This window comes from Novosphingobium sp., assembly GCF_036820275.1.
Lineage (GTDB): Bacteria > Pseudomonadota > Alphaproteobacteria > Sphingomonadales > Sphingomonadaceae > Novosphingobium.
The window spans coordinates 1-15,527 of the sequence record NZ_DAISLT010000070.1; the positions used below are offsets into that span (position 1 = coordinate 1).

Annotated in this window: 11 protein-coding genes and 1 other annotated feature; of the genes, 2 read left to right on the top strand and 9 right to left on the bottom strand. The window is 61.5% G+C overall.

The annotated features are described in order from the left end of the window. Window positions 1–39: 39 nt before the first annotated feature. From V7066_RS27950 to V7066_RS27975, 7 genes are all read right to left on the bottom strand, one after another. On the bottom strand, window positions 40–528 hold the full coding sequence (locus V7066_RS27950; protein ID WP_334186198.1) for an IS3 family transposase: 489 nt from the start codon (window positions 526–528) through the stop codon (window positions 40–42). Continuing rightward, window positions 442–570, bottom strand: a sequence feature (AL1L pseudoknot). It overlaps the preceding gene by 87 nt. Next, entirely contained in the window at window positions 531–860 is a 330-nt protein-coding gene (locus V7066_RS28865; protein WP_442947394.1) for a transposase, read from the bottom strand. Its footprint overlaps the feature before it by 40 nt. A 140-nt stretch (window positions 861–1,000) precedes the next feature. After that, a complete protein-coding gene (locus V7066_RS27955; RefSeq protein ID WP_334186199.1) occupies window positions 1,001–1,747 on the bottom strand; it encodes an AAA family ATPase in 747 nt (248 codons plus the stop codon). Continuing rightward, window positions 1,635–3,836, bottom strand: coding sequence for an AAA family ATPase (locus V7066_RS27960; RefSeq protein WP_334186200.1), 2,202 nt, complete (start codon window positions 3,834–3,836; stop codon window positions 1,635–1,637). Before V7066_RS27960 ends, V7066_RS27955 begins: the two co-directional genes overlap by 113 nt. After that, window positions 3,833–6,838 (bottom strand): restriction endonuclease, encoded by a 3,006-nt coding sequence (locus tag V7066_RS27965; RefSeq protein ID WP_334186201.1) that lies wholly within the window; start codon window positions 6,836–6,838, stop codon window positions 3,833–3,835. Before V7066_RS27965 ends, V7066_RS27960 begins: the two co-directional genes overlap by 4 nt. Before the next feature lie 2 nt (window positions 6,839–6,840). Next, the gene (locus tag V7066_RS27970) at window positions 6,841–8,712 is read right to left on the bottom strand and encodes a site-specific DNA-methyltransferase (RefSeq protein WP_334186202.1); all 1,872 of its coding nucleotides are present in this window, start codon (window positions 8,710–8,712) and stop codon (window positions 6,841–6,843) included. Between the two features lie 57 nt (window positions 8,713–8,769). Next, entirely contained in the window at window positions 8,770–11,655 is a 2,886-nt protein-coding gene (locus tag V7066_RS27975) for an SNF2-related protein (protein WP_334186203.1), read from the bottom strand. Window positions 11,656–12,139: 484 nt separating this feature from the next. On the opposite strand from V7066_RS27975, the gene V7066_RS27980 reads away from it, so the two are divergent. Further along, on the top strand, window positions 12,140–13,657 hold the full coding sequence (locus V7066_RS27980) for a glucosyltransferase domain-containing protein (RefSeq protein WP_334186204.1): 1,518 nt from the start codon (window positions 12,140–12,142) through the stop codon (window positions 13,655–13,657). A 138-nt stretch (window positions 13,658–13,795) separates the two neighbouring features. Here the strand turns inward: V7066_RS27980 and V7066_RS27985 are convergent, their stop codons facing one another. Beyond that, a complete protein-coding gene (locus V7066_RS27985) occupies window positions 13,796–14,353 on the bottom strand; it encodes a DUF3846 domain-containing protein (protein ID WP_334186205.1) in 558 nt (185 codons plus the stop codon). 124 nt (window positions 14,354–14,477) lie between these two features. After that, window positions 14,478–14,774, bottom strand: coding sequence for a hypothetical protein (locus V7066_RS27990; protein ID WP_334186206.1), 297 nt, complete (start codon window positions 14,772–14,774; stop codon window positions 14,478–14,480). A 367-nt stretch (window positions 14,775–15,141) separates the two neighbouring features. Here V7066_RS27990 and V7066_RS27995 point away from each other — a divergent pair, with 367 nt between their 5' ends. Next, window positions 15,142–15,477 carry a hypothetical protein gene (locus V7066_RS27995; protein ID WP_334186207.1) on the top strand — a complete coding sequence of 112 codons (336 nt, stop codon included), beginning with the start codon at window positions 15,142–15,144 and terminating at the stop codon, window positions 15,475–15,477. Window positions 15,478–15,527: the final 50 nt, after the last annotated feature.

Below are 15,527 nucleotides of genomic sequence, written 5' to 3' on the forward strand. Positions count from 1 at the left end.
GTCCAGCGCGAGGTCTGTCCGCAGCGATTTCGAGAGCTGTCAGCCGACCACGCGACGGGAGAACACGTCGATGACGAACGCGGCATAGACCCAGCCCGAGAATGTGCGGCAGTACGTGATGTCCGCGACCCACAGCTGGTTCGGGGCCGTCGCACTGAAGTCCCGTTCCACAAGGTCAGGACGGGTATCGGGCCCATTGCCCGGGATAGTGGTGCGCGGCCCCTTCGCCCGGCTCGCACCGCGCAAACCCGCCGAGCGAATGAGCCGCTCGATGGTGCAGCGCGCCACCGAGATGCCTTCCCGACGCAGCTGGGCGTGGAGCTTCCTCGCGCCGTAGACGCCGAAGTTCTCCGCGCGAACACGCCGAATGTGCACGAGCAGCTCCTCGTCCCGAATCGTGCGCCTCGAGGGAGGGCGGGTCTTGAACGCGAAGTAGGTGCTCGGCACGATCTGCGTGCCCGCCGCGGTCAACGTGCGGCAGATCGACTCGACGCCGAACTCCTGTTTGTGCTGATCGATGAACGTCACAATCAACGCTGTGGGCGGCCTGGCTCCGCTGCGAAAAAAGCCGACGCAGACTTCAGGATCGCGTTCGCACGCCGCAGCTCACGATTCTCCTTCTCCAACTCGAGAAGCCGTTGGGCATCGCTTGTCGTGGTCCCGGCACGATGCCCCTCATCGATCTCGGCCTGCCGAACCCAGGTCCGCAACGTCTCGGGATGGATCCCGCCGAGCTGTTCACCCACCCGGCGGAACGCTCCCGCTCGCGTGGCTGGATCCAGTCGGGCTTCCACTGCCATCCTCGTGGCCCGCTCCCGGAGCTCGTCGGGGTACTTCCTCGGTGCTGCCATGGTGCTCATCCTCCCGTGGGATCAGAGCCTCCACCAGACCCGGGGCGATTCATCCTCCTACGCCGAGGGGTCAAGACGCGCGATTCCCATGGGCGGAACCGCTAATTGGCTGGCCTGGCAACTTTGGAGACGTGGGCCAAACGCTGAGGTCAGAAGCCATACTTCTCCTTGCGCAACCGGAATGCCTTCTCTCCGCCTTCCATCACAGCCGTAATCTGATCACGCACCGCCGCAACATCGATTGCTCCCTGTTCCATGATGTGGCCGGCGGACTGATCGCCAGCGTTGACATAGGCACAGACCAGCACCAAGTCTGCGTCTCCATTCACGACCAGATTGGCATTGTGGCTTGAAAAGATGAGTTGCCTGCCGCTCTTCGATTCCCAGATCTTGGCCACAATCTCTTGGACAGTGTCGCTGTCGAGATCGTCCTCTGGCTGGTCGATGATAAGCGGAGTTCCTCCCTGAGACAGCAGAGTCGCGAGCAAGGCTGAAGCCTGCTGACCGGCCGACGCTGAATCGAATGGGATGTACTCGTCTTCCTTGGCCCGATACTCGAACTCTGGGAAATCAGCGAGTTCTGTTAGGGATAGGTCTAGCCAACCATCGGGCGTCAGCTTCGGGATTATCTTCTTCTGGTCCGCCACCGCGAACTCCAGCCGCGACAGCGTGGGGGTCTGCTCGGAGTTTACGTCAACATCAGTTTCAAGGAGCATCAGCGACTCAAGCTCCTCAAGGACCATCTCCCACGTTGCGGCCGGATCGGACTCCTTGGCCAGTTCGTCAAAGAACCGTTCGATTTTGTTCGTGCGAACGTTCGATCCAGTAACGAGAGCCTTGAACTTGGCGAGCGCTGCATCGAAGCCACGGCTCACAGACAAGGTCGCGCGGATCATTCCATCCGACGATGCTGACAGGCCAGCACACTGGGCAGCGAGCGCCTCCGAGCGCTCCGTTCGAGCGGTCGTCAACTCCCTGCGAAGCTCGCGGTGCTTCTCGTCCGGCTTGCCGAGGGTGTCGCTCTCTACGTTGCCGCTGGGCGAGTTCAGACGCAGCTTTCTGCTGCTGCTCTAGAGCCGCTAGCTCGGCCAACTTCGCCTCGTGCGCGGATGACCTTGTCTTCACCCCAGAGTAAGTCTGCTCATAAGCATCCAGTTTCGCCGCAAGGTCCGCCCGTGGGCCCGCCACGGCGCCTCCGTCGTTCAGGAGGCTCGCGAGCTCTCCGGCAAGAATCGCGACCTTGTCCTTCAAAGCCGACAAAGCCGCCACCGAGGCGTCAAACGACGCATCGACTTCGGCTGCGATGTCGGCGGGCACTCCATCCGGCTTCGTCATCTCGCCGAGGGAGATATCGAACCGGGAAGCCAACTCGGTCAGCTCGGCATGCGCCGTGGCGAGCTGCTGGGTCCACGCCGACCCGGCCGCGCGGGCACGATCATGCGCGGCCTTGCCGGCCAGGACTAGACGGTCTTCTTCAGAGATGCCGGAAAGTCCGTCGCGTAGCGCTTGAGCTTGCTCCGCGAGGGATCGGACTCGCAGCTCCGAGCGTTCGATCTCGCTTGAAAGATCCCGGTGCCGCTGCAGCGATCCGTAGTTCTCGCGCAGGCGTCCGGCGACCTCATGTTGCTTTCGCTCGATCTCCTCCAGCTCCCGCTGAATCGGCGAGGTTACAAAGCGGAGCAGTTCGTCGATCCGGATCGCCACACTGCTTAGCTGCTTCTGGCTATATGCCTGAATCGGCAGCAGGCTCTGGATCGCGCTTTCACGAACCTTCTCGAAGTCGCCATCGCCGACTTTGAGCTGCACAGCGCCATCATCAGCGTGTCGGCGAACCACATGGGTGATTCCGTTGATGACGCAGTGCACCTCCACATGGGCATTGAGCGCCTTGAGCGTGACCTCAATTAGCCTACGCTGGCGGACTCGCGGATCCACCACTTCGTCCTCCGCCGTCGAGCTTGCAGGCTGATCACAGAGGGCCCAACGTAGATAGTCCAAGATCGTCGACTTGCCAGTTCCGCGACCACCGATCAACGCCGTGTATTGCGGGTTGAGGGCAACGTCGACCCTGCCCATGAACTTGCTCTGCGAGACGACAACCCGCGAGATCCAGGCGCTAGGCAGGGATGGCTCGGACTGTGAAACGCGTGAATCCTGGGCGAGACACGCTTGGCGAAGTGCCTCTGCCGTCGGCGCGGCCCACTTCACCCAAGTCGAGTGCCTTCCCAAGTTAGAGAAGTCGGCCGTTCGCGAATCTGAAGTTTGGAATAGGGCAAGCCTCTCCGAACCCCACTCAGGCACCTTGCCGTCGAGGATCTTCTTGTCGCCCACCTTCTTGTCAAAAACCGAGATGCTCCCGTCGAGGTATCCGCCGACGGAGCGCATGTCCCTGTACTTCGACTGAAACGACGTTCGCAGGAGGGTCTTGTAACCCGACGGGGTCACGTTCGGTAAAACGATGTACCGACCGCGCAGCCAGTCCCGGCTGTCAAGCTTCTCATGAAGGGCGTTGAGGTCGCCGGAATCTACGAGCTCTGTAACCTGCGGGACCGAGTCGAGTGCATCGTCAACCGGATCGAGGTGGAGCGCCTTGACGACATCGTCGAGGCGATCTTCGGGGAAGTCTGCGTCGAGGATCATGATCGCCTGGCAAGGAACACTCAGCGTGAGCTCGAGCGCCGGGAAGACGACCAGGCGTTCCGCCTCGGGCACGGGGGTACCATCCTCGCGCATCTCCTCTGCAGCCGCCTTACGGATGCGGGGGAAGTACGCGAAGTCGTGGTGATCCGAGATTGCCACTGCATCGAGGCCCCGCATTCTTGCGGCTGCTACGAAGCTCGCTGCGCACTTGTCTCGATCCGCCAACGCTGGGCGCTCGCCGTCCCATTGCGCATCTCGCGGTGTATGAACCTGGAAGTCGGCGCGATAGAAGTGTCCACCCTTGTCCATCAACTCGATTGCGCGCATCGATTCCTCGCCCGTCACAGCTTCCACCCTCCCGGCACCGACACGGCGTAGTCCGGCACGCCGATCGCTTCGAAGTGTGCGCGGGCGGACTTGATCTTGGCGTTCTCTGTCGGGCGGCGCTTGATCTCGTCTTCCGTGCTCTTCGTCTCTCGGATCATGTAGACGCGCTCCTCGCCGTCCTCGTGCTTCACGATCGCCCAGTCCGGGTTGTATGGCCCGACCGGGGTGTCGATCTTGAACTTGTCGGGCAGCTTCATGAAGAACTTGATGTCCTCGCGACCGTCGAGCAGCTCGGCGAACTGGCGTTCGGGGTCGGAGTCGTAGACGATGTAGTCGAAGGTCGACTTGTCCGCGTTCTCCAGCTTGTACATCTGGTCGAGGAAGCGTTCCTTCTCCTCCTCGCCGTCCTTGCGCAGTTCACGCAGCTCGTAGACAGAACCTGCGATCTTCTCGTACTGCACGCCGTCAACGACGAGCTTCGCGAGCTCGGTCTGCATGAGGCGCTTGGCCATGGCGATGAAGTCATTCGGGTTCGCGATGAACTCGCCCAGCCGGCCGCTGCCGACGAGGACGTCGACAATGGTCTTGCGGGTGAGGGAAGTGGCCTCCTGCAGCTCTCCGATGATGTCGGGCAGGTCGTAGCTGCCTCGGAGTTCCTGCTGACGTGATCCGAGTTCCTGGCCCTTCGCGCCGCCGCGAAGCACTTTCACGCCCGCGCGGGTGACCTGGATGCGCAGCGGGTCGATGTCTGGTGCTTCCTTGATCGCCTTGACCGAGTTCTCGATGATCTGGTCGCGTTCCACCTCGACGCGGTACGTGGTGCGGCGGCTGAGCGTCTCCCAGAACTTCTCGAACTCGGGGTTCGCGAACAGCTCCTTGTTGAGCGTGCGGGAATGGCGCTTGCTCTTCGGCTTCACGTACTTGCCGATGTTGGCGCGGCCGACCAGCTCGATAACGAACGGCTCAGCCCACATGAAGTCGACGGGCATGTTGAGGCTGAAGTCGAGCGTGTTCGGCTGGAACTTCGGCTGCACAACGCCGTCCTCGTCGATGAACCGCTGTGCGAGCAGGTGCTCCCAGATCGACGCGGATCCCTCATAACCGAGGTTTTCATCGGTGAGCGACCCGTCCGGGTTCTGTAGCGGGATCTTCGAGAACTCCGCCTTGCGCACACGCCCAATCTCGACGCCCGCGTCCTTGTACTCCTTCTGGAGCGCGTCGGCGAATTGCTTGTACGACTCGTTCGCGACCACGGTCAGCGTCGCGATGCCGCGGTCGGCCACGCGCTCGTAGCCGCCCTCGCTCTTCGCGACCGGCAGGCGTAGACCACGCCCGAGCGTCTGGCGTCGCTCTGTCTCGGCGCCCATCTCGCGCAGGGTGCAGATCTGGAAGACGTTCGGGTTGTCCCAGCCCTCGCGCAGGGCGGAGTGGCTGAACACGAACCGCGTCGGCTCGTTCTCGTCGAGCAGGCGCTCCTTCTGCTGCATGATGAGCTCGTACGCGTCATCATCGGCCTTCGTGGTGCCGGACGTATCCTGGAACTTGTCCGCCGCGCCCTTCTTGCCCTTGAGGACAGAGAAGTACCCGCGACGCAGCTCGGCCGGATCCTGCGGGAGCAACTCCTGCCACTGCGGCGACTTGGCACGCTCTTCACGGAACAGCTCGTCGAACCACTGCACGAACTGACCGTTCGCATCGTTGTTGTTCGAGCCGTCACCGAGGAAACTTTCCACCTTGTCGATGAAGAACAGGCTGAGCACCTTGATGCTCTTAGCGCGCAGTTGCGTCTCCTTGCGCAGGTGCTCTTTGATCGTCTCGCGGATCATCTCCTTGTAGATCGCGCCAGACGATCCGCCGATGCTCTCGCCCTGATACAGGTAGCCATGGAGCGTCAGGTCGACGTATGCGGGTTCGATGCTCATCTCGTTGACGCGCCAGCCGTCGTAGTTCGCGTTGTTCGTCAGGCGAGGATCGGACAGCTCCTGGTTCTGCTTGACGTTCACCACGCGCCGCTCGAGCGACCCGTCCGCTTTCCGGCAGGACAGCTCCAGCCGAGCAACCCAGCCCTTGTCGTTCGTGACCTCGACCAGCTTGATGTACGGCGTCGCGTCCGCACCTTGCTGCTGCACGTCCGCCACCACGATCTGCTTCACCAGGCCGAGGTCGTGTGCGTCGACCGGATCGAGTCGGTAGACGACGTTGCGGAGCTTCTTGTGCGTCGCGCTGAAGCGCAACGTGAACACCGGGTCGAGCTCGCTCACGGCCGACTGAGAGAGCAGGGACTCCATGTTCTGCGGCTCGTCCATGATGACGACCGGATGCGTCGCCTTCAGATAGTCGATCGGCTTGAGACCGTTCAGTTTGTCGCGCGTCTGGTGGATGATGCGCGTGTTCGCGTTGCCACGGATCGAGTCGATCGTCATCACCATGATCTGCACGTTGGTCGACGTCGCGAACGACTGCACCTCCTCGGCCGTCTTACCGCTGTAGACCGACGAGTCGAAGGTGATGTTGCGCTTCTTGTACAGGTTCTCGAAGTGCGAACGCATGAGCCGGATGCTCGTGTTCACGCCCTCACGGATCGCCACACTCGGCACGAGGATGACGAACTTCGTAAAGTTGTACTTCTCCGCCAGCTCGAAGATGGTGCGGAGGTACACGTACGTCTTACCCGTACCCGTCTCCATCTCGATATCGAAGTCGAGCGCCGAGTCATCGAACAGCTTCGAGGCAACCTCGAGACCGTTCTTGTCCTGCACGCGCTGCAAGTTGGCCAGCACCGTGTCGCGATCGAGCACCAGGCGGTTACCAACGGCGCCCACCTCCTGCGAGAGATCGAGGTCGAGCGCCGCATTTTCCGTCTCGTTGACGGCGGCAACCTGGCCGCGCAGCATCGTCTCCAGCTTCTCGGCATCCTTCGGCTGACCATCAAACAGGTCGACCACCGACTTAATCGCGTCGAGCTGGTACTGCTGGCTGGCGTCAAACTTGAATCCGCTACTCGCTGTGTTGTCTCCCATGATCAGGCCGTCCAGAGCTCGATGCCCTTGCTCTTACAGAGCTGAGCCAGGTTGGTCTTGAGCTGGTCATCGCCCTGGAACGCATCCTCCAGGACGATCAAGCGAGCAGGGTCCTCATCCGCGACGGCGCGCAGCTGCTCGAGCGTCGGCTTGACGTGCTCGTTCAGGTAGGCGAGCACGATGCCGTCGCCCACCGAGCGCAGGTCGAGGCCGACCACTTCGACCGGGGCGATCTGCTCGGTCAGGGAATAGCCTTGCTTGAGGAGGATCTCGGAAAGGAGGTCATCCGCCGACGCGTCATCGGCGCTGCTCGACTCTCGCAGGTCGACCAAGTGCTGCTCGAGCTCAGTCCGGTCGACGTCACTCGAGAGCTTCCACTTCGAAAAGCTCGTGTCGGCGAGCGTGTAAGCGCGAAAACCAACATCCAGGGGTTCCGAGCGGTCGTTGAGCGTCTCTTCGAGTTCGGCTGATACTGCCTGGCCAGCTTCATCGATCCGGCACCGGGCAATCGCAGAGATGGTCGAATAGCCCTTCTGCCGAGCCTCCGACTTCTCAGGAGTCGGCTCGGGCAGCTGCGCCACAATGAATCTCCGGTTACCGCCGTCCTCCGCATTCGCAGCGAGCACAGCCTGGGCAGTTGTTCCGGAGCCCGCAAAGAAATCGAGAACTAGATCGTTTGGCCCGGTCGCAAGGGCCACCATGCGTCGGATAAGCCTGGTGGGCTTCGGGTTGTCAAACAAACCGCCCAGGCCAAGGGCTTTGATCTCCGAATTCGCTTCGTGGTTGTGCCCAACCTCCTCGTAACCCCAGATAGTAACCGGCGTGACGCCGACCTTAACTTCCGACAGGAAGCTCTTACGAGAAGGGGTCTGGCGACCATCGCTGCCGAACCAGATCTCGTTACCTTCTTCCATTCGCTTCATAGACTCATCGTTGAAGCGCCGATAGGTCCCAGCTGGCGGAGTCCAGGTAACACCGTTGGCGAATGTATATCCCCCAGTGTTGGATCCGCTCTTTGCGTGCAAAGGCGTCGCCTTCCAAGGGCCCTTATGGTGCCCGTCCGGGTTCGAATACGCCTTGAGTTGCGAAGCTTCACGCGGTAGTAGATTGAGCGACATCCCGGCCTTCTTTCTGGCGTAGCACAGGACGTGGTCGTGGTTATCGGAGAACCAGCGCGCGTCGTTTGCGCGCGTGTACTTTTTCTGCCAAACGACGTTCGCGACGAAGTTCGCCTCGCCGAAGACCTCGTCGGCAATCTTCCGAAGGTGCGCAACCTCAGCATCATCGATCGAGATGAATACGACACCGTCCTCGGTCAACAGGTTCCGCGCGAGCTTAAGGCGCGGGTACATCATGTTCAGCCAGTTGGAGTGGTAGCGCCCGTCGGTGTCGGCGTTGGTCGAGAGCTTCTTGCCCTCCTCGTTGACCTGACGCGTCCACTCGAGGTAGGTGTCGAGGCCTTCCTTGTAGTTGTCCGGGTAGACGAAGTCCTTGCCGGTGTTGTACGGCGGATCGATATAGATCATCTTGATTTTGGCGTGATAGTGCTTCTGCAGGATCTTGAGCACCTCGAGGTTGTCACCCTCGATGAACACGTTCTTGGTGGTGTCCCAGTCCTTCGAGTTCTCGAAGTCAGGACGCAGCGTGGCCGTAGTCGGCTCCTGCGCGGCACGCAGTGCACGCTTCTTGCCCGGCCAGAACAGCCCGAAACGCTCGCTGGTGTCGGCCGCGTCGCCGTCCAGCAGTTCCTTGAGCTTCTCCACGTCCACCTTGCCGTCGGCGATGACCTCGGGCATCAGCTCAGCCAGCTGGGCAGCCAGCTCAGTCTGGAAGTTCGGGGTGGTGGATGGTGTTTCGTGGATTTCTTCGCTCATCGGGTATTTCTCTTTCCTCAGTTTAACAATTTCGATGTCTTTTGTGAACGCTGACCGTTACGCGACGATGCGCCAACGGATCGCGAACAGGTGCTCGGTGTGCTGGGTGCCCTGTAGGGATTGCTCGATCATGTCGAGCTTCTCGTCAATCTCGGCCTGCAGCTTGCGGCGTGCGTCGCGGAAGTCATCGTCGGCTTCGTCCGCCCGGCGCTCCCACTTGCGGGCCTCACGTTTGAGCTTGAGCTGCTCCATCGGGTCGTCCGCCTGCTTCGCCGCCTTACGGGCTTCCTTCTCCTTGGCGCGGTACTCGCGGATCTTGCCCTCGTGCTCGGCCTTGCGATCCTGCTGGTTGCGGTAGAGCAGTTCCTCCTGCTGGTCGTAGTAGCGAGAGTTGCGCCCCTGGACTTCTTTCTCCAGCTCACCGAGCCGCGCCTTGAGCTGCGGCTCGACCTTGGCCACGTCGACCGCGACGGGTTGTTCACCCACGCCCTGGCAGGCGAGGTCGAGGATGTCGGCGACGTATTCCTCGTCCAGGTACTGGCCGTCGTCGGTCATGCCACCGGCGAGCATGTACGACTCGGAGATGTCCTCGTCGCGCACCCGCATCGTGAAGGTCAGTAGGTTGACCGTCAGCTCGCCACTCTTGCCTTCGAGCGCCTTGACAGCGTTGCTGGCCCGCTTCGACTGGCTGAGCGAGAAGGTCAATTCGCGCTCAGGCGTCTCGTGCGATTTCGCCGTGTCTGCAACGTGCTGTGCGAGCGGGCTGGCGTAGCGGTACTGGTGTGCGTTCGGGAGCGGTTTCGACTTGAAGAAGTAGCGTCCCGTCGGCGCATCCTTGGTAGGAGCCTGGTTCAGCACGAACGTGCGGCCGTCGCCCTCGAACGTCGCGACGTCGCGGAGCTCGTGCTGCGTGATCGCAAGCAGGAGACGCTCGAACTTGTTGAGCACGTCGCCCGACTGCTCGTCGTACGCCTTCAGGCGATCCTGCACGTGCGGGTCGAGGTGGTCGAAGACCTTGGCCTTGGCGCTGGCCATCTCCTTCGAGATCTCGCCTGCGAACTGATCCTCAAGCTGCTTGAATGCCGCATCGATCTCGCCGGCCGTCTTGCAGCGGGTGAGGATGTCGCTGATCCGCTTCTCGAAGTCGAGGCCGTCCTCCACCGCGCCAAGCACCTCGTCAGAGGCGCCGAACACGCTCGAGAACAGTTGGAACTTGTTCGTCAGCAGCTCGAGGATGCGCTGCTCGGCGACGTTGCCCTTGTTGCTGAAGTTCACGACGACGACGTTGTGCTTCTGCCCGAAGCGGTGCACGCGGCCGATGCGCTGCTCGACGCGCTGCGGATTCCACGGCAGGTCGTAGTTGACGAGCATCGAGCAGAACTGCAGATTGATGCCCTCCGCCGCCGCCTCGGTGGCGATCATGATCGTGCCCTGCTCGCGGAAGTAGTCCACGAGCGCCTTGCGTCGGTCGACTGCCGGGATGCCCGTGATCAGATCGCCGTCCTTGTTGGCCGTCAGCCATGCCTGGTAGATCGCCGTCTGCTCAGGTGAGGTGTTCGAGCCGTTGAACAGCACCACGCCCTCGCCGCGACCGGCGTCGGCCAGCGTGCGGGCGATGTACTCCTGCGTCTTGGTTGAGTCGGTGAAGATGATTGCCTTCTCGGCGGCGCCGAGCTCGCGGAGACGCTCGAAGCCCATGTCGAGAGCCTCGTGCAGCTTGACCGATTTCTGATTGACGGTGATCGAGCGAGCCAGTGCGGCATACTCGCGGAGTTCATCGACCTCGGCGCGCATGCGCTTGAGGGTCTCGGCGTCGAGTTGCGCTCTCGATGCCTGATCCGTCGTCTCTTCGGCTTCCTCGACGATCTCGTCCTCGAGTTCGTCACCAGCCTCGAAGTCGGCCAGGAACAGCCCGCCACGGTTGTCACGGAGTTTGCCAGCGGCCACCTCGTCCGCCAGACGGTTGGCGATGTTCTCCAGCGTGCTCGCGACGGCATACGTCGACGAACCGAGCCGCTTACGGATGATGAGCGCCGAGAGATGGCGCTGCGATCCCGCGAACGCGAACAGCTCGTCGCGCTGCAGGTAGTCGTTGACCAGGTCGTACAGGCGCACCTCGTCGGGCAACGGAGTGAACTCCATCGTCAACGGCATCCGTTGCGTGAAGCGGATGTACTTGTTGGCGTCCTTGCGGAGCGTGCGCTTGGAGATCGATGCCACACGCTCGACCAGGTCGTCGTCGCCCGTCAGGTCACGGCTCTTGATGTAGCGCTCGCGGAACGCGTCGAGCGAGTAGAAGTAGTCGGGGTCGAAGATCGAGACGAGGCCGTACAGCTCCTCGAGCTTGTTCTGCAGCGGTGTCGCCGTGAGCAGCACCGTTTTGTGCGCGCTGCGGGCGACGTGCGAGACGGCCTCGGCCATCTTCGCTTTGCCGTTCCAGTAGCTGCGCAGGCGGTGGGCTTCATCTGCCACCACGAGGTCCCACGCCTTCAGCAGTGCGGTCTCGTGTCGGAGGACAAACTCGTAGGAGCATATGAGTATCTCAGCTGTGCGGGCGTTCGCGTTCGCAAGCAAAAAGTCCTTCGACTTGGCATCGAGGATCGTGGATGGGATCAGGAACTTCTCGTACAACTCTTGTTGCCACTGCTGCCGCAAGCTCGAAGGTGCAATGATCAGAACTCGACGCTTACGCTCAGCCCAGTACTGCGAGATGACAATGCCAGCCTCGATCGTTTTCCCGAGCCCGACCTCATCTGCCAAGATCACGCCCGGTAAGAACGGCGTTTGTAGCGTGAAGAGGGCCGCATCTATCTGATGTGGCTTCGGTTCAACTTGCGCATCGAACAGAAGGCCCGCGATCTTGCCGACGTGATCATTAGCGTGGCTTCTCTGTAGCTCGTGTGCGAAGTACTTCGACTGGTAGTCGGTCAGAGGCGCTGTCATCGGCAACCCCTCGGCGTGGAGCAGGGCAGACATATGGAAGCTGCGGCGGCCAGGCGGCCGTCGCAGCGGATCGATCCGGCCGCTCTGCGCTTCATCAGGTCATGCTCCTCCGCGCCGAGGGCGCGCCTTAAGTTGTGCTCATAGTGCCGTATCCAACGCTACCGGCGACCACTGACACTGCTAGGGTGCCGCGCCGCTCGGGAGGGTGTGACGGTGTCGCAGGCGGGAGCCGGACGGCTCGACCGGGACACTGCGATCTGCCTCCATTTTCGCACACTTATGCATTCAAGGAATATGATTTCGTCGACTGCCGCGACAATACCCGCAATGCGAGCGTGGGGAACATGCGCCGGGCAGTGAGGTTCGGTGATGGCGTGGAGTTCGTCGAAGGTATCCATAGGCGAGCGTAATGACACAGCACTAGCGAGAGGCCCTACGTGCCATTGCATTAATTCGAGGAATGCCTGATAATACGACCCATTGCATGAAGTCAAAACTGAATACACTCACCAAATGCCTCGATAAGAAACGTAAGCCACGGACCACCCTTACGGCACTCACTATCCTTGCCATGCTTTTCTTCTTCCCGATCATTAGCGCGAATGTCGACTACAACGACGACACCGCACGGAATGTGATGTTCGGCGATGCTCATTCGTTTGCCACGAACGGTCGGTTTGTCGCGGAGTGGATCACACAGTTCCTGAGCGGCTTCAACTCGCCGATCATGAACTTGGGCCAACTCGGCCAGATCCTCGGGATCGTCGCCGTTGTGGCGGCCGTCTGGCTGCTACTGAAGCGACGACTCGACTACACCGCCAAGAGCTTCCTGTTCGTGGCACCGCTGATCGCGAACCCGTTCTTGCTCGAGAACGTCAGCTACCACTACGACGCCCTCGGCATGCTCATCGCCTACGGACTGGCCATCTCGGCCTTCACGTTCTTCTCACGTACCTGGAAGGGCATCGCGCTGAGCGCAGGTTTGCTGTTTGTCAGCTTTGGCATTTACCAGGCGATGCCGACCGTCAAGCTCGGCCTCGCGCTCGTCTGGCTCGCGATGACTGTGCTCCGCGAGAAGAAGATCCGCAACGGAGTCCTGGACGCTCTCGGCGTCGCAGGGGCGTACGCGGCGGGCCTCATCGGCTACCTGATCGTGCATCTGCTGATCCCGACCGCTACGAACCACACGCAGCTGAGCGCGTCGCTTTCAGCTGTGCGCGGCAACCTCGGACGCCTTCGTGATCTCCTGGTCGAGTACTTCGCAGGCGGCTTCATCACTCCTGTTCTCATCGCGACGATTGCCGTGGCACTTGTCGCCACCGTTCTGGTCATCCGCCAGCTCAAGCCCCACATGCCCCAGATCCTCATCGCAGCCGCGGCCCTGTTCCTGATCCCACTCGTGTTCCTCGGCCCGCTGATCCTGACCCCGGACACGATCATCAAGCCGCGCGTCGTGCCGGCCTTCGCCCTGATCAGTGTTGCGCTGGCGGCTCCGCTCTTGCTCGTGAAGCGCACGAAGGTCGTCGGCGTGTTGCTGTCAATGATGCTCGGGCTCTCGCTCCTCGTCACGATCATCTTTAGCTTTACGCACGGTGCCTTCGTTGCGACCCTGCACGAACATCGCGGGATCCAGATGGCAACCGTGCACGGCGCGCTCGAGCTGAGCGAGATCCATGGACTTGTTTATGTCGAAGGCGCCACGACCGATCCGAGGCAAATTCGCAAGATGCGAGAGCAGTACCCGGCGCTCAGCAAGTATTGGAGCTCCAGCGCGACCTGGGCTTCTCGTGTCCTTGCGGACATTCGAGGAAACACCGCGACTGACTGGAAGGCGCACTACCCTGAGAAGACTGCAGCGATCTGCGGAGGTGGCGCCAAAACGATCGTCGACGCCGACAAGTTCGCCATCTTCGCCGTGCCGGACACCGACGAGCACCTCGTCTTCCTGCGCCCGTCGTACGACGTCGAGTACTGCGCCTGGGCGAGCAAGTTCCAGAAGTAAAACAGGCGGCACCAACCCTGGGAGAGCGTGAAAGCTTTCCATCGGATCGGTGCCGCCTTTTGTGTTGGGCATCGCGCTCACTCGCTCGGCGTGACGCCGAAGTGCTCGAGCACCTGACTCATCGGCAGGATGGCGAAGTCATCCATCTCCGTCCACCGCTCCCCCAACGACAGCGCCCAGGCCATCGCGTCGAAGCAGCTGGCGTATCGCGCGGTGCTCACCCACCTTTTGCGGCCGCCCGGCAATGAGCGGCCGCAGGACGTGGTTCAGCATCGTGTCGGGCATCACGCCTGAGGCCGGCATGCCGCCGGGATCGATGAGGATCCCCCAGTGCCGGGGCTTCGTGAACGTCTCGAGCGCTTCCGCCGGGATGTCCGTGTCGGCACCGTCAATGTCGGGTTCCCCGACTACGACGGCGCCACCGACGAGCATCGACCGCCTGGCCTGCGGCACGTAGTACCACCAGGCGAACGACACCCGCGAGTTGAAGGGAAGGTGGTGGATCAGCCCTTCTTCGTTGACGTACACCGTGATCCCGAGTGGCGGAACGTCCACCGCTTCCATCAGGCCACCGACGGCGGTGCCGATTGCGTCGCCATCGAAGTCACGCACTTCCAGCGGCTCCCCGTCATGTGCGGGGACATACAGTCCCTTGACCATTGCTTCTTCTCCTTCCTGCGAGCGGCCGGCGAACATGGATTGTTCACCGAGTGAGACCGCAGAGCAGCAACGAGCGGACGCGCGTGGTCGAGTGGTGAAGGCAGCCTTGCCGGAGGGGAACGTGCGCGTTCTCCACTCCGGGCACGGCTGCCGAGGGTGTTCAGGTGCCCGAGGGTGCCTGTTTGGTGGAGCGAGTCGCTGGCATCGTGCCCTTGGCGCTTCCGCCAAGGACGGCCTCGATCGCGCTGCGCCGGGTGGCGGCCTCGCGTTCGATGTCGGCTCGTACCTGCTCGGCGCGCTCGAGCACGGCGGCGTCGGACTTGGACTTGTCGACCCAGTGCTCCAGCGCGTACCGCGTCTCTTCGGTGAGAGAGCGGTCGTTGAGCTGTGCGAGGATCTCGAGCTGCGCTCGGGTTCCATCGCTCATCCGGACGGAGAGGAGACGGAGTAGCCCCATCCCGTTCTCCGTGATGCCGCCTGTTCCGACGGCAGACTTCTCACTCATAGCGAGACCTCCTTCGTGCGAGCGGCCCGCGATCCTGGACGGATCACGTTCAAGCCGCAGAGCACGAACGAGGTGAGGACTGATTATGACGAAGAGGACAGCCGAGTCAATGGTCTGTTCGGGACGTTGTAAAAGTCACCTGCATGTCACCGAGGATACATTCCGCTTATGGTTGACAATTCTTTCCACATAGTGCATATATAAGGGCACCATCTGTGGTGTTGACCGATCAGCGGTTGTCTACCGGACTCCTGTTCGGTCAGCAGCACACGTTGGCCCCGCTCGCGTGCGGAACACGCTTGAAGCAGGGAGGCCAGCGATGGTTGACCAGAGGAAGGAAGTCGACGATCTCATCAAGGCAAAAATTCTTGAGATCCTCGACCGACACGACTCGGGCGAGGGCATCTACAAGGTCGTAGCGCAGGAGTGGATGTGTCTGCCTGAAGATGCCGCCGACGATCCTGGTATGAGGCATGCGATCAGACGCTCTTACAACTACGAGGCGATGCGACTGCGACTGCTCATATTGTGCATTGTGCTTGCGTCCGTCAAGGCCGATCCTGTTACCCGTGAGGAGTTGCAGCAGGAACTCAAGAAGGGCGTATCTCCCGAGTTCCAAGGCGACCGCAGGGATGCGCTCTTACAGCTCTACTAGTGTCGCGCGTGTGAAGTAGTTTTACGGTTGGGTTTGTGAAATCATGGGGC